The organism is Phocaeicola paurosaccharolyticus JCM 15092, assembly GCF_000613805.1.
Lineage (GTDB): Bacteria > Bacteroidota > Bacteroidia > Bacteroidales > Bacteroidaceae > Phocaeicola > Phocaeicola paurosaccharolyticus.
Map to the genome: position 1 here is coordinate 19,661 of NZ_BAJR01000001.1, position 26,289 is coordinate 45,949.

The 26,289-nt window shown below is 37.8% G+C and carries 18 protein-coding genes and 4 pseudogenes; 7 read left to right on the forward strand and 15 right to left on the reverse strand.

What is annotated here, in order from left to right; all coding sequences use genetic code 11:
• The first annotated feature begins 269 nt into the window (after nt 1–269).
• Nucleotides 270–1,085, forward strand: a complete 816-nt coding sequence (locus JCM15092_RS00100) for a glycosyltransferase family 2 protein (protein WP_034541360.1) — start codon at nt 270–272, stop codon at nt 1,083–1,085.
• A 6-nt stretch (nt 1,086–1,091) separates the two neighbouring features.
• On the opposite strand, the gene JCM15092_RS00105 is transcribed toward JCM15092_RS00100, so the two are convergent.
• From JCM15092_RS00105 to JCM15092_RS14385, 11 genes and pseudogenes are all read right to left on the reverse strand, one after another.
• Nucleotides 1,092–2,108, reverse strand: coding sequence for an NAD-dependent epimerase/dehydratase family protein (locus tag JCM15092_RS00105; protein WP_034541362.1), 1,017 nt, complete (start codon nt 2,106–2,108; stop codon nt 1,092–1,094).
• Nucleotide 2,109: 1 nt separating this feature from the next.
• Nucleotides 2,110–2,745 carry a lipid-A-disaccharide synthase N-terminal domain-containing protein gene (locus JCM15092_RS00110; RefSeq protein WP_024992882.1) on the reverse strand — a complete coding sequence of 212 codons (636 nt, stop codon included), beginning with the start codon at nt 2,743–2,745 and terminating at the stop codon, nt 2,110–2,112.
• Nucleotides 2,742–3,473 (reverse strand): glycosyltransferase, encoded by a 732-nt coding sequence (locus JCM15092_RS00115; RefSeq protein WP_024992883.1) that lies wholly within the window; start codon nt 3,471–3,473, stop codon nt 2,742–2,744. The genes JCM15092_RS00110 and JCM15092_RS00115 overlap by 4 nt, the downstream gene beginning before the upstream one ends.
• A complete protein-coding gene (locus JCM15092_RS17350) occupies nt 3,470–3,946 on the reverse strand; it encodes a hypothetical protein (RefSeq protein WP_235782233.1) in 477 nt (158 codons plus the stop codon). The genes JCM15092_RS00115 and JCM15092_RS17350 overlap by 4 nt, the downstream gene beginning before the upstream one ends.
• A 96-nt stretch (nt 3,947–4,042) precedes the next feature.
• Nucleotides 4,043–5,107 (reverse strand): ArnT family glycosyltransferase, encoded by a 1,065-nt coding sequence (locus tag JCM15092_RS14370; RefSeq protein WP_235782234.1) that lies wholly within the window; start codon nt 5,105–5,107, stop codon nt 4,043–4,045.
• An 18-nt stretch (nt 5,108–5,125) separates the two neighbouring features.
• A pseudogene (locus JCM15092_RS14375) lies at nt 5,126–6,948 on the reverse strand (LTA synthase family protein).
• A 2-nt stretch (nt 6,949–6,950) separates the two neighbouring features.
• Nucleotides 6,951–7,571 (reverse strand): ribonuclease H1 domain-containing protein, encoded by a 621-nt coding sequence (locus JCM15092_RS00130; protein WP_024992884.1) that lies wholly within the window; start codon nt 7,569–7,571, stop codon nt 6,951–6,953.
• 3 nt (nt 7,572–7,574) lie between these two features.
• Nucleotides 7,575–9,395 (reverse strand): arginine--tRNA ligase, encoded by a 1,821-nt coding sequence (gene argS / locus JCM15092_RS00135; RefSeq protein WP_024992885.1) that lies wholly within the window; start codon nt 9,393–9,395, stop codon nt 7,575–7,577.
• Nucleotides 9,396–9,490: 95 nt separating this feature from the next.
• Nucleotides 9,491–10,957 carry a TonB-dependent receptor domain-containing protein gene (locus tag JCM15092_RS14380; RefSeq protein WP_369384634.1) on the reverse strand — a complete coding sequence of 489 codons (1,467 nt, stop codon included), beginning with the start codon at nt 10,955–10,957 and terminating at the stop codon, nt 9,491–9,493.
• A 26-nt stretch (nt 10,958–10,983) separates the two neighbouring features.
• Nucleotides 10,984–11,556, reverse strand: a complete 573-nt coding sequence (locus tag JCM15092_RS17860) for a TonB-dependent receptor (RefSeq protein WP_369384635.1) — start codon at nt 11,554–11,556, stop codon at nt 10,984–10,986.
• A gap of 150 nt (nt 11,557–11,706) precedes the next feature.
• A pseudogene (locus tag JCM15092_RS14385) lies at nt 11,707–12,968 on the reverse strand (peptidase U32 family protein).
• 71 nt (nt 12,969–13,039) lie between these two features.
• Here JCM15092_RS14385 and dusB point away from each other — a divergent pair.
• Nucleotides 13,040–14,022, forward strand: a pseudogene (gene dusB / locus JCM15092_RS14390) (tRNA dihydrouridine synthase DusB).
• Between the two features lie 6 nt (nt 14,023–14,028).
• Here the strand turns inward: dusB and JCM15092_RS14395 are convergent.
• The 3 genes from JCM15092_RS14395 to JCM15092_RS00165 all read right to left on the reverse strand — a co-directional run bounded on the left by JCM15092_RS14395 (nt 14,029) and on the right by JCM15092_RS00165 (nt 17,035).
• Complete coding sequence (locus JCM15092_RS14395) at nt 14,029–14,853, reverse strand: head GIN domain-containing protein (protein ID WP_034541364.1); 825 nt, start codon at nt 14,851–14,853, stop codon at nt 14,029–14,031.
• Between the two features lie 203 nt (nt 14,854–15,056).
• The gene (locus tag JCM15092_RS00160) at nt 15,057–16,034 is read right to left on the reverse strand and encodes a phosphatase PAP2 family protein (RefSeq protein WP_024992886.1); all 978 of its coding nucleotides are present in this window, start codon (nt 16,032–16,034) and stop codon (nt 15,057–15,059) included.
• The gene (locus JCM15092_RS00165; RefSeq protein ID WP_024992887.1) at nt 16,025–17,035 is read right to left on the reverse strand and encodes an NAD-dependent epimerase/dehydratase family protein; all 1,011 of its coding nucleotides are present in this window, start codon (nt 17,033–17,035) and stop codon (nt 16,025–16,027) included. The genes JCM15092_RS00160 and JCM15092_RS00165 overlap by 10 nt, the downstream gene beginning before the upstream one ends.
• A gap of 179 nt (nt 17,036–17,214) precedes the next feature.
• Between JCM15092_RS00165 and rnr the strand changes: the two genes are divergently transcribed.
• Nucleotides 17,215–19,383, forward strand: a complete 2,169-nt coding sequence (rnr, locus tag JCM15092_RS00170) for a ribonuclease R (RefSeq protein WP_024992888.1) — start codon at nt 17,215–17,217, stop codon at nt 19,381–19,383.
• A 160-nt stretch (nt 19,384–19,543) separates the two neighbouring features.
• Here rnr and JCM15092_RS17765 read toward each other — a convergent pair whose 3' ends face one another.
• On the reverse strand, nt 19,544–19,672 hold the full coding sequence (locus JCM15092_RS17765) for a hypothetical protein (protein WP_262501353.1): 129 nt from the start codon (nt 19,670–19,672) through the stop codon (nt 19,544–19,546).
• A 91-nt stretch (nt 19,673–19,763) separates the two neighbouring features.
• On the opposite strand from JCM15092_RS17765, the gene JCM15092_RS14400 reads away from it, so the two are divergent.
• The 4 genes and pseudogenes from JCM15092_RS14400 (at nt 19,764) to purD (ending at nt 26,280) form a co-directional block, all read left to right on the forward strand.
• Nucleotides 19,764–20,651 (forward strand): serine O-acetyltransferase, encoded by an 888-nt coding sequence (locus tag JCM15092_RS14400; RefSeq protein WP_034541365.1) that lies wholly within the window; start codon nt 19,764–19,766, stop codon nt 20,649–20,651.
• A gap of 214 nt (nt 20,652–20,865) precedes the next feature.
• A pseudogene (locus tag JCM15092_RS14405) lies at nt 20,866–22,012 on the forward strand (THUMP domain-containing class I SAM-dependent RNA methyltransferase); the annotation flags it as partial.
• Nucleotides 22,013–22,812: 800 nt separating this feature from the next.
• On the forward strand, nt 22,813–25,002 hold the full coding sequence (locus tag JCM15092_RS00190; protein WP_024992889.1) for a S9 family peptidase: 2,190 nt from the start codon (nt 22,813–22,815) through the stop codon (nt 25,000–25,002).
• Nucleotides 25,003–25,011: 9 nt separating this feature from the next.
• Entirely contained in the window at nt 25,012–26,280 is a 1,269-nt protein-coding gene (purD, locus tag JCM15092_RS00195; RefSeq protein WP_024992890.1) for a phosphoribosylamine--glycine ligase, read from the forward strand.
• Nucleotides 26,281–26,289 lie beyond the last annotated feature (9 nt).

The following is a 26,289-nucleotide window of genomic DNA, read 5'->3' on the forward strand; positions in this document are numbered from 1 at the left end:
ATAAATATTTATTATATATAGTTTCATAGTTGTTTAACCTAATTAATTTAGTCAAACTACTATGAAAAAGGCATATTATAGAGTTAACTCTAAATATAAAAACGACATAGAGGAGTAATAAGTTTTTTAATATTTTGAGCCAATCATATAAAATATTCCAAAACTCTATCTAGTTAAAAAAGTTATATAATGATATATTATTCTCAATGATGATTAGGCCCTAATTGAAAAGGAATACTATATTTGTAATAGTAACAACTATACATTTTATGTCATTTACTATTGGAGTAATAATTTCGACTTATAACAACCCACTATGGCTTAAGAAGACACTATGGGGATATACTATACAAGAGAGAAAAGCAGATGAAATAATAATTGCAGATGATGGTTCAGATAATGAAACAGAAGAAGTTATTAATAGTTTTAAGGATATCCTCCCGATAAAACATGTATGGCATGAAGACAATGGATTTCAGAAATGCATGATACTCAACAAAGCCATAACTGAATCTGTAAGCGATTATCTTATATTTACCGACCAAGATTGTATACCAAGAAAAGATTTTATTTATACTCATGCTAAGTTTGCTCAGGATGGGTATTTCCTTTCAGGTGGGTATTTCAAACTCCCGATGAGTACAAGTAAAGCTATAACCCAAAATGATATACACCAACAGAAACCATTTCAACTGAAATGGCTTTTTGACAATGAGGTAAAGCGTTCATTCAAGTGCACTAAGCTCATAAACAACAGCACATTCACTACATTTATGAATTTTATTACTCCTGCTAAAGCATCGTGGAATGGATGTAATTCATCGACATGGAGGAAAAATCTTATAGAAGTGAATGGATTTAATGAAGATATGCTTTATGGAGGTGAAGACAGAGAATTAGGAGAGAGACTGTTTCATCTTGGTATACATTCAAAACAGATTCGATACTCGGCAATAATTGTTCATCTTGATCATAACAGACCTTATAAGTCTCAGGAAGTTATGGACAAGAATAATATTATAAGGCAAAAAACTAAGAAAGAGAGAATCATTCAAACTCCAAATGGAATTAATAAGCTTGACTGATCTATCTCAGTCAAACTTATTTATATTCTTGAACCAAAGATACATCTCATCCAATCCATCTTCCACTGATGTCTTTGGAGAATATCCATAATCCTTTTCAAGTTTTGTTGTATCGGCATATGTGCATGTTACATCTCCTGCTTTCATTCCCTCATAAATATATGCACCTTTGACATTCAATACCTTTTCCATACATTTTATGAAATCCATGAGCTCTACAGGTGCTCCATGTCCAATGTTATAAACCTCTGAACGTACATTCTCAGGTTCCTTTTTTATAACATCTAAAACCCCATTTATAATATCGCTAATATATGTGAAGTCTCTTCGCATATTACCATTGTTAAAGATATGGATAGGTTTACCATTCAGAATTGCCTTCATAAATATAAATGGAGCCATATCAGGGCGTCCCCAAGGGCCATACACAGTGAAAAATCTAAGACCGGTTGTAGAGAATTTATAAAGACTTGAATATGCATTTGCCATAAGTTCATTAGCCTTTTTTGTTGCAGCATAAAGGCTCACCGGAGAATCGGTTTTGTCATCTTCACTGAATGGGGTCTTATCATTCATACCATATACGCTGCTAGAGCTTGCATATACCAGATGACCTACTTTATAGTTTCTGCAACACTCAAGTATAGTTAAGAAACCCATCAGGTTACTGTCAGCATACGAAAATGGATTCTCAATGGAGTACCTCACTCCTGCCTGTGCAGCAAGATTACAGACAATATCAAACTTCTCAGTATCAAAAAGTCTATTTAAAAACTCTCTGTCGTTTATATCTGCCTTTATGAATTTCAGATTATCAAATACATGGCTCTTGCAAGCCTTATTTTCAGAAATTTCTTCTTTCTCTATACCACATATCTCACGTAATCTGCCATACTTCAGATTTACGTCATAATAATGATTTATATTATCTATCCCAACAACATCATACCCATTCTCTGCCAGTACTTTTGTCAGAAATGAGCCTATAAAACCCGCTGAACCAGTAACTAATACCTTTTTCATTTTATGCATTACCTTTTTTTGAGCTATTGTAACCTATCATGAGGTTACGTATATAAGATACGCAACCAAAAGATTGTCCCAATATGAGTATAGGATCTTGTCTCATTATAGCATAAGCAATAATTACTGCTGATCCTGTCAAACTAATCCACCAGAATGTAGGAGGCAATGATGATACCTTCTTTCTGACAGAGTATATCCATTGATAGACAAAGCGGAATGTAAATGTTATCTGACCTATTGTTCCAAAGACAACTAACCAAAGTGGGATATCCTTATTACGTAAGAAAACATCTACAAATGACTCTCCGTCATTGTGCGAATATATAGTCAATATTATAGGTGGAGTTAAGATTATAAGCACCCTGAACAACAGAGGCACCTTCTTCCATACTCCCTTTAAACTTAGATTGCCTATATAGATATAAAAAGAGATAAACTGACCTACAATAATTGAGAAGTCATTTCTTAACCATCCATAATAGAACATGAGGTACGAGCCCATAAGACTGAATACCCAGAAGAGAGTAGGTGAAATAACTTCATGCTTCTTCTCGGAAAGGAACCACTGAATAAGAATTCTAGCTGAAAAGAAGACTTGGGCCAGTAACCCTATTAAAATTACAATAAAACTCATAGATTACTATCACCAATGTTATAATTAATATATCTGTGTGCCATCCATCTAAATGCAAAACAGTCTTTAAATGGAGAGATAAGGCGATTCCACAGGTTGTATTTTGAGACACCTGCCTCACGTGGGTAGTGTCGTACCGGCACTTCATAAAATGTTCCACCATCCTGAAGCTTTATCAATGCAGGCAGGAAACGATGCATTCCGGTGAAGAAAGGTATGCGCTTTGCATAATCTGAATGAATAATCTTCAACGGACAGCCTGTATCTGTTGCTCCGTCATGTGTCATCATCCTTCTAAATGAATTGGCTATCTTCGACTGCATAAGTTTGAACGCAGAATCCTTCCTATTTGCTCTTATACCCATTACAAGCTTATATTGCTGTGCATACTTCAAGAGGGTTTCAAAATCTCTAACATCAGTCTGCATATCCGCATCCATATAACCAACATACTTGGATTCAGCAACATCAATACCAGCCTTCATTGCTGCAGAGAGACCGCTATTCTTGCTCAGGCTGATATAGAGAAAATCATTATTCTCATTACAAGCCTTCTTAATCAGATTCAAACTGTCATCTTTTGAGCCGTCATTAACAAACAGTGCACAGCACTTAACGGAGCTCTCCTTTATATAATTAGAAAGAGTATTTTCTAATCTCTCCATATTATCCTGTTCATTGTACACAGGAATAATAATAGTCAATTCATAGTTAGCAGTCTTATTCATCTCTTCTTAAGTAATGTTATATTATAAACAAAATCGTCTTTATATCTCTTATCACTCTTGCTCCATCTGTTATCATCCGACCTTCCGATATAAACAGTATCAATCTTCTGCAATAATTCATCCGGCAGCTCATCTGATGCACTTTTATGCGTCAAAAGTACCATTGGAAGATGATTCATGACTGAGTCAGAATTCGCAACATCTAGTGGACGAATCTTTTTATTTGCAGCATATACCAGCTCAATACGCAAATCGTCTTTACTATTATGATAAAATAGGATGCTCTTTATCTCTGAAATTTTTCTTGTCTTAGATATGCTATCCATCTCAGGATTATTAATAATATTTTCTGCGAAAGGAAGAACAAACGCCTCAAGAAACAAAAACAAGGCTGTAACCTCCATCACAAATCTTTTAGGCTTTATGGCACTTGCTGATTTGACAAGTAAATAACCAATAACCTCTATTGCCATACTTATCAATATAAAAAGAGGTAAAGAAATATACCCCTTTGCATAAACAAAATAGTAGGCTGGAGCAGGAAGCAATATAACAATAATAGCTATAAGCTATGCATTAACACTATAAGCTATTTTATCCAGGTTATGGCTTCTATTTACCTTAAATAATTCATTCCAGTAAACGACAAGATAACCGCATAGGTAAGAAGCCGAAATAAGAATAGGCAACAGATAGCGGCTCTTCTTCTCTGGAAGCAGAGATAGAAATATAAGTGTCAGAAACATCCATAGATATGGGAATAGCATTGACTTGTCACTCCTGCTTTTTCTTGACCAAAATGGCAAAAAGATAGCTGAAAGAAGAAGTAGACTCCATATTCCTGTCTCAAGGAAGAACTTCCAATAGTAGTACCAAGGTCTTACACTTCTGCTTAACCATGCACCTGCCTCTTTATTGGCAACATGGTTCATGTCTTCATGATGGAAGATATATATATATGAGTACCACCATCCACCTATAATGATAGCCAATATTACCATATAGAGTACCCACTTCCATTTTCCCTTCATTGATGGAGTGAAGCAGATATAGTATGAGATGATAAAAGGCAATAGTAAAGCATAGAATGAGACCGGTCCTTTACTCATGCACGAGAGGCCCATAAATATGCCCGCAGAAATAAAATACATGCCCGACTTTCTACTCTTGAAGGCTTTAATGAGAAAGTATATTCCCCCAAGCATAAATGCATGACAATATATGTCCCAAGAGGCTGTCCTGCCTATAAGAATAATGTTATAACATGTTGTTAAAATCAGTGTAGAGACAAGGGGAAGATCATCTTTGTCCGAGAACTCCTTAGCAATAAAAAAGAAGAAGAGAACAAGCATTGTAGCTGCTATTCCTGCCATTCCACGCTGAAGAGCTAGGCTATCAGGAGAAATTATCTCGGCAATGGCGGTTATCCATGTTGGCAATGGCGGTTTCTCAAGCCTTAAATCACCATTCATTGTTGGTACAATCCAGTTCCCATCGTACACCATCTCGCGTGCAGTGACAATGTTTCGTGATTCCATGATATCAGGTACTACAACTCTGTTATTTACAAAGAATGTAATAGAACATAGAATAACGATAAACACTACCTTCCAATTGAATATTGCCTTTCCCATAGCAAGAATTTGTTTTAGTTATTTTCTAGCACCTAGATCATCATATACAGTCTGAAGAATAGCTTTTCCTCTATCTATCCTATCTGATGATTCAGATGGATCTTGATATATAACTTTATTAGAGTTATTATCATAGACGGTAACTCCAGTACTATCACGGAAAGAAAAACCATTATTAAAAGTATAAAAAGCAAACGGATATTTATAACTACTCGATAAAATATTACGACTGAAGTTGAACTTAGAATGATCAATACCCAACTGCGCAAGAAGTGTAGCAGACAAATCTGCCTGATTCATTATCTTATCGACAGCCATAGGCTCCTTTATTGCCCCTCCAAGCCATAACATAGGAATATGGTAGAACTTAGGAAGAGTGTTTAACCCCTCTTTAGGATAATAGAATCCATGATCTGCAACACATATTATAAGCAGATTATCCCATGCCGGACTTTTCTTCAGCTTATCTATAAATTTCCCAAAACACTCATCTGTATATGCAAAAGCATTTGGTATCTTATCTTTAAGACGGCTATATGGCACTTCAAAAGGTTCATGGCTGCTCAAAGTCAGGAATCCTGTATGCCATGGTTCTTTTCTCTTTTTCTCTATTTCAGAGAATAGATAATTGAAAGTGATATTATCATTTACACCCCATGCATTGCTCCTCTGTTCTGATAGAGAGAAATCCTTATCAGCAGTGGTTTTTTGATATCCTTTGCTAAGGAGGTAGCTCTTCATGTTTGTGAAGTTTATATCTCCTCCATATAGGAAGTCAGTAGTATATCCAACCTTTACAAGTTCATCTGATATAGCCGGAAGAGTCTGACTCTTAACCGGAAGTTTCATTACAGATGCAGTAGGAAGGCCCAGATACCCGCTTAAGGCACATATTGTACCTCTATCTGTACGATAGCTGTTTGCATAACAGTTTGTGAAAAATACTCCCTCCTTTGATAAACGGTTAAAATTAGGAGTGACATCCGGCAAACCTCCCAATGGCTCTATGAAAGATGCTCCAAAGCTCTCCATCAAAATCAACAAAATGTTTGGCTTTTTTGTTTTGAGGACATTGACAATGCTATCTCCGTCACTATTTGGGTAAAGCGCTTCAAACAGTTTCTCTCGCCTATCTTCATCAAAGAAATTAAACTCTTCTCCAAAATCCTGAGTCTTATTCAATGATGATAAAAGACTGAAAGTCGGATTTACTGCAGAGTGATTAAGGAACTGGTCATTAGAAAAATAGACCTGTCCAACATTTGATGTCGACTCTGTAACACCTCCACGTATGAATATGAACAATACACCTGTTGTAAGTAACATCAGCAGGGACTGTGTCACCTTACGGAATCTTGAGACGAATTTATCAGGAATAATGATTGTGAGCAGATAGCAATAGAGTGCAGCTAGCACAAGCATTGCAATAACTCTAATAATAATAAATCCCAGTGAAACACTTGCTAAGGCATCTTTGGGGAGTCCATATATAGGAATATAGATGCATCCAATTTAAATCCCCAAAAAGGATAAAGTCCACTATCTACAACAAAAAGAATGGATATAAAGAGAGCGACAAATATGTTGTATACAAATAATATCTTTTTGAATGGCAACTTCTGTGTAAAGAGTGAAATTGCCGATAGAAGTAATGGTATAACTGTAAAATACCCTGCTGTAGCAGCATCAAGGCTAGCTCCATTGTACATAACCGATATAAAATCGGATAGTGAATATATGTCAAGGTCTCCATCAAGGAGCATAAATATTGGTTTCTGTAGTACAAAGAGAGAAACCAGCATTAAAAAATAGATTATAACAAACCCGATTCTTGTTTTCATTCCTATTTCCTTCCAAAATCAGCAGGTACCTCTCCCCAAAGTTCTGTCTCCCATTTCATTATCTTAGTGGAATAACGGTTCTCTTTGAGCCATTTCTCTGCTCTTTCTATCATATTAAAAACCTCTTCGGTCTTTTTATTTCTTTCTAGTTTAGTCTTGCATTTCTTCTGCTTTACCCAACTTATAGCGTTACGGCTATCAGAGTAAATCGTCATCTCTACACCTCTCTGCTTCATCAGTGCAAGAGCGTGAACAATTGCCAAAAATTCTCCTATATTATTGGTCCCAAATATAGGACCGAAATGAAATATCTGTTGTCCGGTAAGCAGATAAACACCTCTATACTCCATAGGACCGGGATTACCACTACAAGCTGCGTCCACAGCAAGAGTATTCATATCAAAATTGTCTGGTAACCTCTTATCGTAGCTCTCTTTCTTAGAGCTCCTATTTATATATTCAAAAGGTGTGTGTGCCATAGCCTCTTCAGCCTCCTCCCTGGTAGAGAAAGATTTATACTGGGCACCTTCATATCCTTTTATCTGCAGTTGGCAGTCAGTCCAAGAATCATAGATTCCAGGACTGACACCTTTCCAAACTACATAATATTTATTTTTAGCCATGAATTACATTCTTTCCGGAACGTCGATTCCAAGTAATCCCATAGCCTCATTTATTATCTTTCCAACATTAACACTCAGTGCAAGACGGAAAATCTTAACCTGTTCATTCTCCTCACGAAGTATTGAATAGTCGTGATAGAACTGATTGTACTCTTTAACCAAATCGTATGTGTAGTTAGCAATGACAGAAGGGTTATAATCTGTTCCAGCCTGACGTACCACAGTTGCGAAATCTGCCATCAACTGTATCAGATCCTCCTCCTTATTGCTTAGTTGTATACCTGTAGCCAACTTCTCAGGTATAACAATACCCGATTCAGTAGCCTTACGCATTACCGACTGTATTCTGGCATAAGTATACTGAATAAATGGTCCGGTATTACCATTGAAATCTATAGACTCTTTAGGATTGAATGTCATATTCTTACGAGCATCAACCTTGAGTATAAAGTATTTCAATGCGCCAAGTCCTACAATACGTGATATACTATCTGACTCCTCTTTAGTAAGTCCGTCAAGTTTACCAAGTTCAGCAGATGTCTCTTTTGCAGTCTCAATCATAGACTCCATAAGGTCATCAGCATCAACCACAGTGCCCTCACGGCTCTTCATCTTACCTTCAGGAAGTTCAACCATACCATATGAGAAATGAACAAGATCTTTACCCCACTCAAAGCCAAGCTTATCAAGTAGAATTGATAGAACTTGGAAGTGGTAGTTCTGTTCGTTACCCACTACATATATCATCTTGTTGATAGGGAAGTCCTGGAAACGTAGTTTTGCAGTACCTATATCCTGCGTCATATACACAGAAGTACCATCACCACGGAGAAGAAGTTTATGGTCAAGGCCCTCTGCAGTAAGGTCAGCCCATACAGAGCCATCCTCTTTTCTGTAGAAGAATCCCTTATCCAATCCCTCTTGAACTTTGTCCTTTCCTTCAAGATAAGTTTCTGATTCATAATATATCTTGTCAAAGCTTACTCCCATCTCCTTGTAAGTCTCGTTGAATCCGGCATAAACCCATTCGTTCATCTTCTTCCATAGAGCTCTTACCTCAGGATCGTTAGCCTCCCATTTACGTAGCATCTCACGAGCTTCCTGCATAAGTGGAGATTCAGCCTCAGCTTTTGCCTTAGCCTGCTCTTCATTCATTCCTTCTGCAAGGAATTTCTCCATGAGCTCTTTAACCTCTGCTTTGTAGTGCTTGTCGAATGCTACATAGTAGTCGCCTACCAAGTGGTCACCTTTCTTTCCTGAAGTTTCTGGAGTCTCGCCATTACCATATTTCAGCCAAGCCAACATAGACTTACAGATATGAATACCACGGTCGTTAACAATATTAGTCTTAACAACCTTGTTTCCATTAGCTGCTACAATATTTGCAAGTGCATTACCAAGCAAGTTGTTACGCACATGTCCTAAGTGAAGTGGCTTGTTAGTATTTGGAGATGAATATTCAATCATTACAAGTTTAGAATCCTCTGTAGCATTTGTAAATCCAAATTTTGGATCTGAGTTTATGCTATCAAGGAGTTCAATCCAGCAATCAGATGCAATTACAAGATTTAGGAAGCCTTTTACAGCATTAAATGCAGCAATAAGCTCAGGACTATTACTTTTCAGATACTCACCAATTTCTTGAGCAGTCTGTTCTGGTCCCTTCTTTGACATTCTCAAAAAGGGGAAGACAACTAGTGTGAGGTGCCCTTCAAACTCCTTCTTGGTCTTCTGTAATTGTACCATACTTTCAGGTACTTCCTGACCATATAACGCCTTAATTGCATCAACCACAGATGCACAGAGTCTCTTTTCTATCTTCATTTCCGTCTGTTCTGTTATATTATAATGTGCAAAGATAAAAATAATCGACGTATTTTTTTACTATAAAAGCAATAAATACAATACTCTATAATTAACTAGAGGTTAAAGTGATAATTAAATCCTGCCATAATACAAAAACCCGGCTGCAGCACATTACCATAATCAATATATTCCTTATTGAATATGTTGTTAGCCTGTACAAAGAGTTTATAGTCTTTAGCATTCCACACCACTTTGGAATCAAGGAGAGAATATGGCTTGTAATCAGCTGTTCCAACAGAATTCTTACCCTCATATTTCACATAGTTCCCCTCTCTATCCTGCCAACGGAAGGACCAGTTGGCCTCCAGTTTACTCCATATTTTATGATCAAGACGTACCACAAACTTATGTTTCAGATACTCGAGAGCATATTGTGATACCTCATCCGGGTTCTCCTTCTTATCCTGATTGATATAAGTGTAACCCAAGTAGATTTCTCTGATTAATGAGTTTTCCTTGCTTAGCTCAGCAAAGTTCATTGTTACTCCCATCTCTAATCCTGTTGAGTTTATTTTGGTATGGTTTATTGAGCTCCACACCTCTTCATCAACACTTTTCACCCAATCGATGAGGTTACTTCCTCGATGATGGAAGAGCGCCGCTGTGGCATTTATTAATTGATTGTTATATTTCACACCTAACTCATATGCAGTCATCTCTTCGGGTTTGAGATTCTTATTCCCCTGGTGTGTCTCATTTGTTGTATAATATAGTTCTGTAAATGTAGGAAGCCTCAATGACCTATTCCATGAACCATAAACTTTCAGATGTGGAGTCAATCTATACGATGCATCTATACCCGGATATATTTTAAATCCATCATCATACATACTGTTTTTTGTTGCCATCATGCCGGCAGAGAGTGTAAAGTTATTCAGAAGTATGTTATGCTCAAGGTGAATACTTAGATTCGTTCTGTCTAACCCTTTTGTATATTGTCTATCTGAGCCATTGATATCCAAAGGTTTATCAAGAAGCTCTCCCAGAACTGTGCTTTTAATGTTCTCGTTTCTCATCTCTGCTCCTACAGCAGTCTTACCAAGAATAGTGCTGAAATAAGCATTTAGATTTATACCAAAAATATCTGTACGATGGTAATTGAAAGGAACTTTATCCTCACTGCCTCTTATCAGTTCGAACCTGTCTTCTCCTCTAGTCCAGTATACTACCGGTTTGAACTGAATATCTCCATTAGTCTGAGCTTGCACAGATGTGAAGAACTTACGTGTATGCTCAAATTGATTATCATATTTAGCGCTATAGAATGTGTTTGATCCATAGTTTCTGTCGCTGTATCCTGCCAGCCAATCAATATTGGCCGATGAATTAGATAATCTTCCCTGATAAAATAATTTAGATGAGTTGAAGTCGGCTGTAAGTTTTCCTTCACTGTTTCTGAGATAGCCATCACTACGGTTGTAGCTACCGGAAACCATGTTGATTACTTTGCCTGAAGATATATTCAGTTTTGCCCCTCCATTTGCACTGCCATATGATCCTGCAGAGCCAAAGATATCCACAAAATTTTTCTCCTCTTTTTTGGTAACTATATTAATAGCTCCAAGAAGTGATGATGTGCATATACCCTTGCTGCCGGGCCCTCAAGAATCTCTATTCTCTCGATATCATTGATATCTACAGGCAGGTCGACTGCATTATGACCGGTCTGCGGATCGCAGATGTTCACGCCATTAAGAAGGATGGTAATCTGATCGTAGGTACTGCCTCGCAATGAGATATCGGTCTGCATGCCTTGCATGCCTCTTTGCCGAACATCCACGCCGACAGCGTACTTTAGCAGGTCGTTAACACTCTGCACAGGGGCCTGTGCAATTGACTTACGGTCGAGTATTGTAACCATTCTTGCACCCTGGCTTACAGTCAGTGGCGCTCGCGTCGCGGTTACCTCAACCTCTTCCAATTCATATTCTCTATCATTTGCATCAGTTTTGGCATTAGCCTGAGCTTTTACCTCTGCAGGAGTTGCATAAGCAAGCATACCAACAAGCAGTACACCGATGTTTACCTCCTTACCAATACTTCTGAATACAGAGTAAGATTGGTTTGCGAAACGGCGAAAATGAATTCTTTCGCTGCTTCTTCTCTTTTTTTCTTTCATGATTAAAAATTATATTTATACCTTTTCAACAGTGAATAGGTCCATTATAAGAAAACCAGAAAAGTGGAGAAATTCTGCTCTTCCGGTTTATTCTCTTTTAAGATCTCATACACTCACTCTTTGCAGAGTGATAATGAGACCAATACAATTTTAATTTTTCTTCAATGATTCCGGAGAAACAAGTTTATATAGCTTGTCGCTAGGACGAATCTTCTCAGGAACTTTAAATGATACATGTTCCCCTTTTCTGACTATCTCAACAGGTTTAAGGTCAACTCTTGGATCTTCCAGATTTAAGAACAGAGCTCCTGTTGTAGGTCCGGTGATAAGAAGTTTCTCACCAACTTTTATCTCTCCAGCTTCAATAAGAAATTCTGCCACGCCTATATTTGAGAAGTGTTTAATAGCCTTTCCTACATATACTTTTCTCTCAGTAGCCTCTGAACCATAGTTCTTGCTCCATTCACCTAGTCTCTGTCCCAAGTAATATCCATTCCAGAAACCTCTGTTGAATACAGTCTTCAGCCTCTCATCCCATACCTTAACCTTCTCGTCAGAGAAAGTACCATCAAGACAAGACTTTATTGCCTCTTTATAGCACTCTACTACTGTACGTACATATTCAGGTCCTCTTGCCCTACCTTCTATCTTGAACACTCTCACACCTGCATCAATCATTTCGTCCATGAAGTGGATAGTCTTCAAGTCTTTAGGAGACATTATATATTTATTGTCAACCTCAAGTTCTATATCGCTCTCATTATCTTTTACAGTATACCCTCTGCGACATATCTGATTACATGCGCCTCGATTTGCCGATACATTCATCTCATGAAGACTCAGGTAGCACTTACCCGAAACAGCCATGCATAGAGCACCATGCAGAACATCTCTATTCTTACCAAGTCACCCTTAGGGCCTTTTATCTGTTCATTATGTATGGCATCATATATCTTGCGCACCTGTTTCAAATTCAATTCACGCGCAAGAACAACGACATCAGCAAACTGAGCGTAGAACTTTAAAGCCTGTGCATTACCTATATTTAACTGAGTAGAAAGATGAACCTCCTGTCCTACTTCAATACAGTAAGACATAACAGCTACGTCGGCAGCAATAACGGCACTTATCTGAGCTTCTTTAGCTGCATCCACGATTTTACGCATCAACTCAACATCCTCATCATATATTATAGTATTGATGGTAAGATAACTCTTTATAGAATGCTCTTCACAGATCTGTGCAATCTCACGCAAGTCATTAATGGTAAATGTATTTGCTGAACGTGCACGCATATTCAAACTCTCTATGCCGAAGTAAATAGAGTCGGCACCCGCCTGAATAGCAGCTGCAAGGGATTCACGAGAACCCACAGGAGCCATAATTTCAAAATCTTTTATATCCTGTTTCATATTCTTATCAATTCTGAGACTGCAAAGGTAGAGTTTTTTCTGTACTTTTGCATTGATATTAATGTTAGAAAATGAAAATACGCAATATTGACTTAGGCAAATATCCTATTTTACTGGCACCAATGGAGGATGTAACCGACCCTGCTTTCCGTCTGTTATGCAAGGAGTTCGGCGCTGACATGGTATATACAGAGTTCGTATCAAGTGATGCACTCATAAGGTCGGTAGGTAAGACTATGCAGAAACTTAACATAAGCGATACCGAACGTCCAGTGGCCATTCAGATTTATGGCAAAGAGACAGATGCAATGGTTGAGGCTGCCCAAATTGTAGAGCAGGCTAATCCCGATATTCTAGACCTTAATTTCGGCTGTCCAGTAAAAAGAGTGGCAGGAAAAGGCGCCGGTTCAGGTATGCTTCAGAACATTCCAAAGATGCTTGAGATAACGAAGGCCGTTGTTGATGCAGTAAAGATACCTGTCACTGTCAAGACAAGACTGGGATGGGACAATAACAGTAAGATTATAGTCGAGTTGGCAGAGCAGCTTCAAGATTGCGGTATAGAGGCACTGACAGTTCATGGAAGAACTCGTGCACAGATGTATACAGGCGAAGCAGATTGGACCTTGATAGGAAAGATAAAAGAGAATCCAAGGATGCGTATACCTATCATAGGTAATGGCGACGTAATCACTCCAGAGAGAGCTAAAGAGTGCTTTGATAAGTATGGAGTTGATGCTGTTATGATAGGAAGAGGCAGTTTTGGTCGCCCATGGATATTCAAAGAAGTTAAGTACTATTTACAAAATGGCGAAGAAATTGAGCGTTATCTTTCGATTGGAAACTCAATGTCCTTCGCCGACAAGTTCAAGAGAGCGTTAATCTGCTCGACGAGCGTCGTGGTATTCTTCATGTACGCCGTCACCTTGCTGCTTCTCCAATATTTAAAAATATTCCTAATTTTAAATCTACAAGGATAGCTATGTTGCGTGCTGAGACAACCGAAGAGTTATACTCGATACTCGATAAAATAAAAGAGAGTTATTACCTATAAAATATTCTATTTCCTTATATCAACACGTGCAGGGTTTCCTGAGAAAGAGATACCTCCTGCACTAGATTTTCTACCTACTATTGATTGTGAAGCGTAGCATTTTACATCGCCGGCGGAGTTTGCTTTAGCCTCAACGACTTTAGCTTTAAGACCACCTGCATCTATATCACCGCTACTTGAGGCTTCAAAGAATGCATAGTTGCAATTTCCTGAAAGTGATACATCACCCGATGAACTTGCATTTGCTCTGACCTCTTGACATTCTACACTATTCAGTGAAAAGTCGCCTGAACTGCTACAATCAGCATATAATTTATTACATTTTACATTGCCTAACAATATATTGCCACTGCTTGAAGATGATCCATCAAGATCTTGGCAATGTATATCACCACCCTTAATATCACCACTGCTAGATGCATGCAGAGAGACATTACCTCTGTTGTTTAAGCCGTTTTTAAGTATTATATCCCCACTACTTGAAGCTTTAAGAATGTTTACAGCCGGTGCACTTACTCTTACCTCCATCTTATGAGATCCAAAGTTTGTGATACTGGTATTATTCTTCATCCCTACTTTCAGCATGTCGCCTTCTTCTTCAACATAAATATAAGGAATAACATTATCAGATGCATATATCTCAACACTCCTATCACCCGATGTCTGGGTATATATAACATCTACTGAACAACTAGTTGATATTCCACTGAAATATCCAACTTTTACTTTTTGAGTGACATAGTTCTTACTTGGAACAACTCCATTAACAAAACTGCAAGAACATATTGTCAGTACTAATAGAAGAGAAAAACTGATGATTAACCGTTTCATAATATTATTATTTTGTTAATATTTCAATCAATACTTTTTAGACGGAACTAAAAGAAAAAAAGTTGCAAATAATATTTATTATTATCAAAACAACTTCCATACCAAAGTAGTAACTATCTAACTTTCAACAAAATAAAATTCGCACATATTGTTCAATAATGGACAATATGTGCGAAAATATAATTGTTTTATTAAAAACGATACTATTCTATCAGTTTTCTGAACACTCCTGATGCAAACCAACGTTTATACATCCATGTAGAAACCATATATATAAGTACTGCACTTATCCATCCTGCAAATACATCGATAAGATAATGTGCCTGAATATATACAGTAGCACAGCATAGAAGGAAATATAGCGGCAGTAGAGTATAACATAATTTCCTGTTCACTCTATAAGCCATAATCATAATAATTGTCGATATACCGACATGTGAACTAGGGAATGCAGCTGTAGGGCGTTCCCCAACCTCTTGTGAGGCCTCGACAAGGTTATAGAAGAATCCATGACTATATCCAGGCTTAGGAAGTAGTATAGAGTTATTATTAAAATAATCACCTATCGCAGGGAAGTTTTCAGCCATTACATTATCCATACCTATGGCAGGGAAATAGAACTGAGGGCCAGCTACAGGAAGAAAGATATATATAAGGTAATATATAAAGAAAGCTGTCACCAACACAAAAGATACCTTTTCGAAAAGTTCAAAACGGTATATAAAGTAGTATATTGTAACAATTGCTATCAATGGGTAATAGAAGAAATACCCCATATTGAATGGCTCACTAAACCACATTGAGGGGAACATCTCCGAAAAGTTCACTGAAGGCTGGAAAGAGAAAATGAACTGCTCTGCACTGGCGAACAGGTGATCAAGATTTGGAAAAAGTCTGTTGAACTCGAATGTGTCAGGATACCAGTAAGCTAGAAATCCCATCTGTACAGCCATCCTTGCAAATGCCGATATCCTGCATGGATATTTCTGATAAATGTATATCATGGCAAAAGTAATCAGCACTATGCATGCACGTTCAATTAACATAACACCTGGATGGTCCATCCTATTGAATAGGAAGAATATCATCACTGTAGTAACAGCATTGTATATTAAGCTAATACTCTCTACTGCAAAAAGACCATTTTTCTGATCTACACGCTTGAACCAATTTAAATCCATCCTTCTTTTTTATACCATTCAATTATTTCCTTAACCCCTTTCTCCAGAGGATATTGAGCTTTATAACCAAGTTCATCTTTCAACGGGCTTATATCACATCGCCAGTTACGTTGTTTCATTATTTTATACTTATCTGCATTCAAAGTACTTGCCTTTCCCATAAGTTTTGCAAAAAATTCTGACAGCAAAGATACTATTTTCAGAATAAATAAAGGACATTTGATATGAAGTACATGATTAATGCCTAACTCCTTCTGTATTAAATCAGAGAAGTCACGACTTGAATAGACACATTCATCACTTATAAAATAGCTTCTCTGTGCTACCTCCTTCTCTATAGAGAGGAATATTGCCTGAATAACATCCTTGACATATACAAATGTTATATCCTGACGGGAAAAACCAGCCGCAAAATCTATATGCTGCTTAATTGATTTTACCATTAAGAAATAATCTTTCTCACGAGGTCCATAAACACCTGTAGGACGTAAAATAATATATGGGAATCTCGGAATGCTCTTGATATACTCCTCAGTCTTTATCTTACTCTCACCGTATGCCGTATTTGGTCTTGGAGTATCCTTTTCCGAAATAGGCTGGAAACATTTCTCATGAATAGGCCCGAATATACTCAATGAGCTTATATATATAAATTTATCGGGAGTCATTCCGCTCTCTTCAAGTGCCTCTATAAGGTTCCTAGTTGCTATATAGTTCCCTTTATCAAAGCCATCTTTGTCCTTACTCTTTGTCACTCCACCACAATGAACAATATAATCCCATTTGCCATTTTTCTCTTTAAAGTCAAGCAATTCAGACAATAGCTTTGCCTTATCATTAAAGTCTAGAGTAACAAATCCCAATTCAGGCTGTTTCAGATATTTTCTGCTACTGCTTTTCCTCACGCCTGCCCATGTATGATAACCTCTCTCTATTGCACCTTCTACAATAAAGCTACCTATAAAGCCACTTGCTCCTGTAATCAAGACCTTATTTGCCATAACTTGATAAAGTCAAACTTTTTTTGTGGTTCAACATGCAAACCTAAATTGGATTAATAATAAAATTAGACAAAGATAAATCTTTATTCAACATTAAATCAAAAAAGAGGTAGTTATTGAACATGCCATTAAAATATTTTGTTTACTTTGTAGTAATATACTACGTAATTGCATACGCTATGTCTAAAAAGAAAGATAAAAAAGGTGGTAAGAGAATAAATAAAAGCGAACTCTCTGAACGCTTGGTAAACTATCTCTACACAAAAGTCAATGAATCGTTGACCACTAAACAGATTTTCAGAGACCTTAACCTAACCACACACCCATTAAAGATGCTCTGCTCAGATATTATAAGCGAGATGATGGATGATGGTTTATTGACCATGACTGAGAAAGGTCAGTTTAAACTGAATGACCACGGGCTTATTATGACTGGTAAATTCCAAAGGAAGAGTAATGGTAAGAACTCGTTCATTCCTGATGATGGAAGTGAGACCATATTCATTGCCGAAAGAAATTCAGCACATGCAATGAACAATGACAAGGTCAAGATTGCCCTATTTGCAAAGAAGAAGAATAAAGAAGCCGAAGGTGAAGTTATTGATATTCTTGAGAGAGCAAACGACACCTTTGTCGGTACTCTAAAAGTAGATAAATATTATGCGTTCCTGCTTACTGAAAACAGGACTCTTGCTAACGATATTTTTATCCCTAAGGATAAACTGAAAAGCGGAAAGAATGGAGATAAAGCTGTTGTGAAGGTTATAGAGTGGCCTGACCAAGCTAAGAATCCTATAGGACAAGTTATTGACATACTTGGCCAAGCCGGAGATAACACAACAGAGATGCATGCCATCCTTGCTGAATTCGGACTCCCTTATGTCTACCCTAAGAGCGTGGAAGAGGCTGCCGATAAGATTCCTACTGAGATAACCGAAGAGGATTTGGAGGGAAGAGAAGACTTTCGCGATGCCGTCACATTCACTATTGACCCAAAAGATGCTAAAGACTTCGACGATGCCCTATCTATACGTGAGATAAAGAGCGGACTATGGGAGATTGGTGTACATATAGCAGATGTAACACACTACGTAAAAGAGGGAAGCATAATCGATAAGGAGGCAGAGAAACGTGCCACATCGGTTTACCTGGTAGATAGGACAATACCTATGCTACCTGAGAAACTGAGTAACGGTCTCTGTTCGCTAAGACCTGACGAAGAGAAACTCACATACTCTGTTATCTTCACGATGAACGAAAAAGGTGAGGTCAAAAACTCGCGCATCACAAAGACTATCATAAAGAGTAACCGCCGATTTACTTATGAAGAGGCACAGGAGATAATAGAGACAGGAAAGGGTGATTATAGCAATGAGCTACTTGAACTGAACAAACTTGCACAGATATTAAGAGCTCAAAGGCTTTCAAATGGTGCTATAGACTTCGACCGTGTAGAGGTAAGATTCGAGATAGATGAGACAGGAAAACCCGTAAGCGTATATTTCAAAGAGTCTAAAGAGGCTAACAAGCTTATCGAAGAGTTCATGCTTATGGCAAACAGGTCAGTGGCTGAATATGTAGGTAAGGTTCCTAAGGACAAGAAAGCTAAAGTATTCCCGTATCGTATACACGACCTTCCAGATCCTGACAAACTTGAGAATCTGAACTTCTTCATTAACCGTTTCGGATATAAGATAAGAACCTCAGGAAGTAGTAAAGAGGTAGCTAAATCAATAAACAAACTGCTTCATGACATAAATGGTAAGAAGGAGAGTGAACTTATTGAGACTGTCTCTTTGAGAGCTATGCAGAAAGCACGCTATTCAACCGATAATATCGGCCACTACGGACTTGCATTCGATTTCTATACACATTTCACATCACCTATTCGTCGTTTTCCGGATATGATGGTTCACAGATTACTTACTAAGTATCTGGCAGGAGGACGTACAGTGCAGAAAGATAAATATGAGGAGTTATGTGTACACAGTTCTGAGATGGAGCAAATTGCAGCAAATGCAGAGAGAGCATCAATTAAATACAAACAGGTGGAATATATGTCTGAACGCATTGGAAAAGAGTTCGATGGCATTATATCAGGAGTTACTGAATGGGGCCTATATGTTGAGGTTGATGAGAGCAAGTGCGAAGGAATGGTTCCTATGCGTGACCTTGCCGACGACTATTACGATTTCGATGAAAAGTGTTACTGCCTGACAGGAAGGAAAAAACATAAGAAATATAGCCTTGGAGATCATGTAACAATAAAAGTGGCTAAAGCTAATCTTGAGAAGAAACAACTCGACTATACTTTAGTTGAAGATATTCATGAAAAAAAGAGTAAATAATTGACTAAAAAAAATTAAGAAGTGCAGAGTGATAATATTTATCCTTTGTACTTCTTTTTTATGTTATTACAACAGATATTAATCCTATGACGTAGGATATTAATCCTAAAGCTTAGGACAATAATCCTAAGGCTTAGGATAAAGGATTTGTTAAATAAATCTACTTTACCCTTCTATTAAGTTGGTTGTTTGCTTTAGTTAGTTTTGACTTCCCAACTCTCTTTCCACTACTCTTCTTTGCCGAATTACTTTTTGCTTTAGTTGCAAAAGGATTATTCTTATTTACCATACACTTTATTACAAATTATAAACAAAAGTAATCTTAAATATCTACTTCTTCAATATAATTGCTACTTTTGCTGAAATATTAATTTAATAAGATGACATCTTCAAACCATACATTGATATTGACCGAGGTTGTCAAGGAACTTTCCGACAGCAAATCGTATCAGGGATTGTTCCATCAGCATAATGATGGAGAACCTTTGCCATCTGCAAAAGTTCTGAAGAATATCATAGAGCTGGCACGCTCAGTAATATTTCCAGGATATTTTGGAAATTCTACCATAAACAGTCAGACTATAAGTTACCACATAGGAGTAAACTTAGAGAAGCTGTTCAACTTGCTTACAGAACAAATTCAGGCAGGCCTCTGCTTTTCTCATACATCCGAAGATAAGGATGAAAACAAGTGCAGAGAAAAAGCATCATCTCTGGCTGCAAAGTTTATAAGTAAACTTCCTGAAATGAGAAGAGTACTAGCTACAGATGTGGAAGCTGCTTACTATGGAGATCCTGCTGCTACAGGTTTTGGAGAGATTATAAGTTGTTATCCGGCTATACGTGCCATAAGTAACTACAGAATTGCTCATGAGCTACTTCTTCTTGGTGTTCCTTTAATCCCTAGAATAATAACTGAGATGGCACATTCGGAAACTGGAATAGATATACATCCGGGAGCAAAGATTGGAGACCATTTCACAATAGACCATGGCACAGGTGTAGTTATCGGTGCAACAAGCATAATCGGCAATAATGTTAAATTATACCAAGGAGTTACATTAGGTGCAAAAAGTTTCCCGCTAGATGATGACGGAAACCCAATAAAGGGAATACCTCGTCATCCTATCATTGGGAACAATGTTGTAATCTACTCAAATGCAACAATTCTTGGACGTATCACTATCGGAGAAGGAGCTACAGTAGGAGGCAATATCTGGGTTACCGAGGATGTAGAGCCAGATGCCAGAATAGTTCAGAAGAAATAAGATAAAAATATAGAAATAAGTAATGGGCTTTGGTATGTTATTACCAAAGCCCATTTTTAATATATGCTTATATAAGAACTCCTTAACTTATAGCTCATTATATAATGATACTATTTAACTTATTAATAGAACAATAATAAACCCAATCGTTGAGCTGCTCAGTATTTTTGATTAAATTTGCGCAATAATTTGAAATTACGTAATTTTCATAAAGATGAAGGAAGAATTCGAGCTTATAGCCAAGACTTTTCAGGGACTTGAAGAGGTATTGGCAAAAGAACTCACAGAACTGGGCGCAGGGGATATTGAGATAGGCCGCCGCATGGTATCGTTTACCGGTGATAAAGAGATGATGTATAAAGCAAACTTTTGTTTGCGCACCGCAATCAGAATATTAAAACCTATAAAACATTTTACAGCCAACAATGCTGACGAAGTTTACAATGGCATAAAAAATATAAATTGGGAAGATTATTTGGATAATGATAAGAGTTTCTCTGTTGATTCAGTTGTATTCTCTAATGAATTCCGCCATTCTAAATTTGTGGCATATAAGGTTAAAGACGCCATAGTAGATTACTTCCGTGAAAAGACAGGCAACCGTCCTTCTGTTAGAATCAACAATCCTGATATTGCAATAAACTTCCACGTTGCAGAGAACAAGTGTACTCTCTCTCTGGATAGTAGTGGTGAGTCACTGCACCGCCGTGGATATCGCCAGGAAGCTGTTGAAGCTCCACTTAATGAGGTACTTGCAGCAGGAATGATTATGATGACAGGCTGGAATGGTGAATGTGACCTTATAGATCCGATGTGCGGTTCGGGAACAATACCGATCGAGGCTGCACTCATTGCTCGTAACATCTCTCCGGGAGTATTCAGAAAAGAGTACGCCTTCGAAAAATGGAATGACTTCGACCAAGATCTGTTCGATAGAGTTTATAATGATGACTCAACAGAAAGAGAGTTCGAACATAAGATATATGGATTTGACAACAGCCCTAAGGCAAATGAGATTGCTACTCACAATATAAAGGCTGCAGGTGTAAGCAAAGATATTGTACTACGAATCCAACCATTTCAACAGTTTGAACAACCTAAAGAGAAGAGCTTAATCATAACCAACCCTCCTTACGGAGAGCGTATATCAACTAATGACCTATTAGGATTATATCAGATGATAGGCGAAAGATTGAAACACTCTTTTATAGGAAATGAGGCATGGGTATTGAGCTACAGAGCTGAATGTTTTGATCAGATTGGTTTGAAACCATCTGTGAAGATTCCTCTTTTCAATGGTTCATTGGAGTGTGAATTCAGAAAATATCAAATCTTCGACGGAAAGTTCAAAGAGTTCAAGGCAGACAAAAACGATGGTTCTTTAAATGAGGGAACATTCGACGGAGGTTCTGACATAAGAAAATCGGACGATTCTAGACCTAGAAGAAGTTTTGGGGATGGTGACGATAAACCAAGAAGAAGCTTTAGAGACTCAAAGGATGGTGAAAGAAGAAGTTTCTCATCTAGAGAAGATAGACCTAGAAGAAGTTTCGGAGAGTGTGAAGATAAGCCTATAAGAAGCTTCAGAGACTCTAAAGATGGCGAAAGAAGAAGTTTCTCATCTAGAGAAGACAGACCTAGAAGAAGTTTCGGAGAGGGTGAAGATAAGCTAGGAGAAGTTTCAGGGACTCTAAAGATGGTGAAAGAAGAAGTTTCTCATCTAGAGAAGATAGGCCTAAAAGAAGTTTTGGGGATGGTGACGATAAACCAAGAAGAAGCTTTAGAGACTCAAAGGATGGTGAAAGAAGAAGTTTCTCATCTAGAGAAGATAGACCTAGAAGAAGTTTCGGAGAGGGTGAAGAAAAACCAAGAAGAAGCTTCAGAGATTCTAAAGATGGAGAAAAAAGAAGTTTCTCATCTAGAGAAGACAGACCCAGAAGAAATTTCGGAGAGGGCGAAGATAAGCCAAGAAGAAGTTTCAGAGACTCTAAAGATGGAGAAAGAAGAAGTTTCTCATCTAGAGAAGATAGACCTAGAAGAAGTTTCGGAGAGGGTGAAGATAAGCCTAAAAGAAGCTTCCGTAGTTCGGATGACAAACCAAGAAGAACTCCAAAGAGAGATATATAAAGATAATAACTATATCTAAATTAATTTATCAGCAATGAAATCACGAGATTTTCTGCTTTTACTCTTTTTATCAATATTCACTACGACAATGGCACAAGAGAAGAAAAGTTTTACTTTGGAAGATTTGATGCCTGGAGGTAGTAACTATTACAACCTACAACCAAAAAATGAGTGGTATGAGTGGTGGGGTGACAAAGCATGCATGAAGCTCGGCATAGATGATATTCAAGGTATTTGGACAGGCATAGATGGCAATAAGGCAGGTAGCAGATTTACTGTCATTACATTAGAAGAGGTAAATAACTTGTTAGTGAAAAATGGTTTATCTAAAATAAGCCATTTCTACAATGCAAGTTTCCCTTTTGACAAGAAAAGGCCTGACGATAAAATGCTTCTTGTAAATACTAAATCGGATAGAGTCTTAATAGATTGGGCAAAAAAGGCGATTGTTTGGAGCCAAAAAAGAGATGAGAAAGGAGCAAATGAGGATTGGAATACTTTGAGCAGAAATCTCGCTTTCACTATTGATAATAATCTATATATAAAAACTGCAGATGGCAAACAGTATCAGGTAACAGACGAACCTGACGGAATAGTATGCGGACAATCTGTTCACCGTAACGAGTTTGGCATAACAAAAGGTACCTTCTGGTCGCCTAAAGGTAATAAGCTTGCTTTTTATAGCATGGACCAAAGTATGGTTACTGACTATCCTCAGGTAGATATATCGAAAAGAGTTGCTGAACTTGTACCCGATAAATACCCTATGGCGGGAATGACAAGCCATAAGGTCAAGGTTGGTATATTTAATCTATCAACTCAGAAAAGTGTATACCTAGATACTGGTGACAATACAGACAAATATTACACATGCATAAGCTGGTCGCCAGATGAGAAGAACATCTATCTAGTTGAGTTGAACAGAGACCAGAACTGCGCTGAGCTGATAAAATTTGATGCTTCTACGGGTGAAAAATTGATGACATTGTTCCGAGAGGAACATCCTAAATATGTTGAGCCTTCACATCCTCTTACTTTCCTTCCTTGGGATGATAGCAAATTTATCTATCAGAGTCAAAGGGATGGGTTCAATCACCTATATCTTTACAACACTAACGGGAAGGAGATAAAACAGTTAACGAGTGGTAAGTGGCTTGTTCTGGATTTACTTGGTTTCAACATAAAAGATAAAGAGGTTATAATATCAAGTACTGAGATATCTCCGCTGCAGAGCAATATCTTTGGTGTGAACATTGCAAATGGCAAACGACATCTTATAGGTGAAAAAGATGCATACAACAGCCCTATGCTATCACATGGAGGAGGATTCGCTCTCAATAAGTTTACATCACACAATGTGCCTAGAACAATTGAACTTATCTCTACTTCTGCGAAAGGCAGGAAGTTCAATTTGACTCTTCTATCTCAGGAAAACCCTATGAAGGATTACAAGATGCCTGAGATAACTGTTGGAACAATTAAGGCTGCTGATGGCATTACAGATCTTTATTACCGAATGGTGAAACCTATAGACTTTGATGCCAAAAAGAAATATCCTGCTGTGATATATGTATATGGTGGTCCTCATGCACAGCTTATACACAACACACTAAACTACGATACCCGTGGATGGGATATCTATATGGCTCAGAAAGGTTATATAGTATTTACTGTCGACAACCGCGGAAGCGAGAACAGAGGACTTGAGTTCGAAAATGTTACATTCCGTAATCTTGGTACAGAAGAGATGAAGGACCAGATAAAAGGTGTAGAGTTTCTTAAGTCACTTCCTTATGTTGATGCAGATAAACTTGGAGTTCATGGATGGAGCTTTGGCGGATTCATGACAACAAACCTTATGCTAACTTATCCTGAGATATTTAAGGTTGGTGTAGCCGGAGGTCCGGTTATAAACTGGGAATATTACGAAATAATGTATGGAGAGAGATATATGGACAAAGCACAAGATAATCCAGAAGGTTACAAGAAAGCCAACCTCACCTTGAGAGCAGGCAATTTGAAGGGTCGTCTTGAGATTATTATCGGTGGTAATGACCCTGTATGTGTACCACAGCACAGCTACTCCTTCCTTCGTGCTGCTATTGATGCAGGTGCGCAGCCTGATTTCTTTGTTTATCCAGGTAGCGAACATAATATGGTGGGAAAAGATAGAGTGCACTTATATGAACATATAACAAGATACTTTGAAGATCATTTGAAATAATTATATATCATGAAACTTTTACTCTTAGGTTCAGGAGGACGTGAACATGCCCTTGCTTGGAAAATAGCTCAAAGTCCTAAAATCGAGAAACTTTTTATTGCTCCAGGAAATGCTGGCACAAGAAATGTAGGCGAAAATGTAGACGTCAACCCTACTGATTTTGATGCTGTAAAAGCATTTGTCCTTAATAATTGCATCGACATGGTCATAGTAGGACCTGAAGATCCATTGGTAAAAGGTATTTATGACTACTTCAAGAATGATGAAGAGTTGAAAGGTATACCTGTTGTTGGTCCTTCAAAAGCTGGTGCTGAATTAGAAGGCAGCAAAGAATTTGCAAAAGGATTTATGATGCGTCATAACATCCCTACTGCAAGGTACAAGAGCATTACATCTGCTAATATTGAAGAGGGAATAGAGTTTCTTGAGTCACTTGAAGCTCCTTACGTTCTTAAAGCTGACGGACTATGCGCCGGGAAAGGTGTTCTTATACTTCCTACACTTGATGAGGCTAAGAAGGAACTTAAAGAGATGCTTGGAGGTATGTTCGGCGATGCATCATCAACAGTAGTTATTGAGGAGTTCCTCAGCGGAATAGAGTGCTCTGTTTTCGTTATGACAGATGGCAAGAACTATAAAATATTACCTGAAGCAAAGGATTACAAGCGTATCGGTGAAGGAGATACCGGCTTGAATACCGGAGGCATGGGTAGTGTATCACCAGTACCTTTTGCAACTAAAGAGTGGATGGCAAAGGTTGAAGAGAGAATCATCAAACCAACCATCAACGGACTCGCAGAAGAGAAGATTGAATATAAAGGCTTTATCTTCCTTGGACTTATAAACGTTAAGGGCGAACCTATGGTCATTGAGTACAATGTAAGAATGGGTGATCCTGAAACAGAGAGTGTTATGTTAAGAATTGAAAGTGACCTGGTAGATCTATTCGAAGGTATAGCAGAGAATAATCTTAACACTAAAGAGCTTAAAGTAGACAAGCGTTCGGCTGTATGCGTTATGCTTGTATCTGGTGGATATCCTGAACACTACGAAAAAGGATTTGTTATAAATGGCATTGATGATGTTAAAGATAGCATCGTCTTCCATGCAGGTACAACTGTGAAAGATGGTAATGTAGTAACTAATGGCGGACGAGTAATAGCAGTAAGTTCATATGGAACTGATAAAGCAGAAGCTTTAGCTCTATCATTCCAAAGTGCGAACAAAATAGACTTTGAGAAAAAATATTTCCGTTCTGATATAGGAGCAGATTTATAATAATATCTA

Bases quoted from the DNA above. Each gene is read 5' to 3' on its own strand.
- argS (WP_024992885.1), bottom strand. From the start codon at position 9,395: ATGAAGATAGAAAAGAGACTCTGTGCATCTGTGGTTGATGCAATTAAG.
- JCM15092_RS00100 (WP_034541360.1), top strand. From the start codon at position 270: ATGTCATTTACTATTGGAGTAATAATTTCGACTTATAACAACCCACTA.
- JCM15092_RS17765 (WP_262501353.1), bottom strand. From the start codon at position 19,672: ATGGTAAATAAGAATAATCCTTTTGCAACTAAAGCAAAAAGTAATTCG.
- JCM15092_RS00190 (WP_024992889.1), top strand. From the start codon at position 22,813: ATGAAATCACGAGATTTTCTGCTTTTACTCTTTTTATCAATATTCACT.
- JCM15092_RS14400 (WP_034541365.1), top strand. From the start codon at position 19,764: ATGACATCTTCAAACCATACATTGATATTGACCGAGGTTGTCAAGGAA.
- JCM15092_RS17350 (WP_235782233.1), bottom strand. From the start codon at position 3,946: ATGGCAATAGAGGTTATTGGTTATTTACTTGTCAAATCAGCAAGTGCC.
- JCM15092_RS14370 (WP_235782234.1), bottom strand. From the start codon at position 5,107: ATGGGAAAGGCAATATTCAATTGGAAGGTAGTGTTTATCGTTATTCTA.
- JCM15092_RS00130 (WP_024992884.1), bottom strand. From the start codon at position 7,571: ATGGCTAAAAATAAATATTATGTAGTTTGGAAAGGTGTCAGTCCTGGA.
- JCM15092_RS00115 (WP_024992883.1), bottom strand. From the start codon at position 3,473: ATGAATAAGACTGCTAACTATGAATTGACTATTATTATTCCTGTGTAC.
- JCM15092_RS00165 (WP_024992887.1), bottom strand. From the start codon at position 17,035: ATGGCAAATAAGGTCTTGATTACAGGAGCAAGTGGCTTTATAGGTAGC.
- JCM15092_RS17860 (WP_369384635.1), bottom strand. From the start codon at position 11,556: ATGAAAGAAAAAAAGAGAAGAAGCAGCGAAAGAATTCATTTTCGCCGT.
- JCM15092_RS00160 (WP_024992886.1), bottom strand. From the start codon at position 16,034: ATGGATTTAAATTGGTTCAAGCGTGTAGATCAGAAAAATGGTCTTTTT.
- JCM15092_RS14395 (WP_034541364.1), bottom strand. From the start codon at position 14,853: ATGAAACGGTTAATCATCAGTTTTTCTCTTCTATTAGTACTGACAATA.
- JCM15092_RS00105 (WP_034541362.1), bottom strand. From the start codon at position 2,108: ATGAAAAAGGTATTAGTTACTGGTTCAGCGGGTTTTATAGGCTCATTT.
- JCM15092_RS00110 (WP_024992882.1), bottom strand. From the start codon at position 2,745: ATGAGTTTTATTGTAATTTTAATAGGGTTACTGGCCCAAGTCTTCTTT.
- rnr (WP_024992888.1), top strand. From the start codon at position 17,215: ATGTCTAAAAAGAAAGATAAAAAAGGTGGTAAGAGAATAAATAAAAGC.
- purD (WP_024992890.1), top strand. From the start codon at position 25,012: ATGAAACTTTTACTCTTAGGTTCAGGAGGACGTGAACATGCCCTTGCT.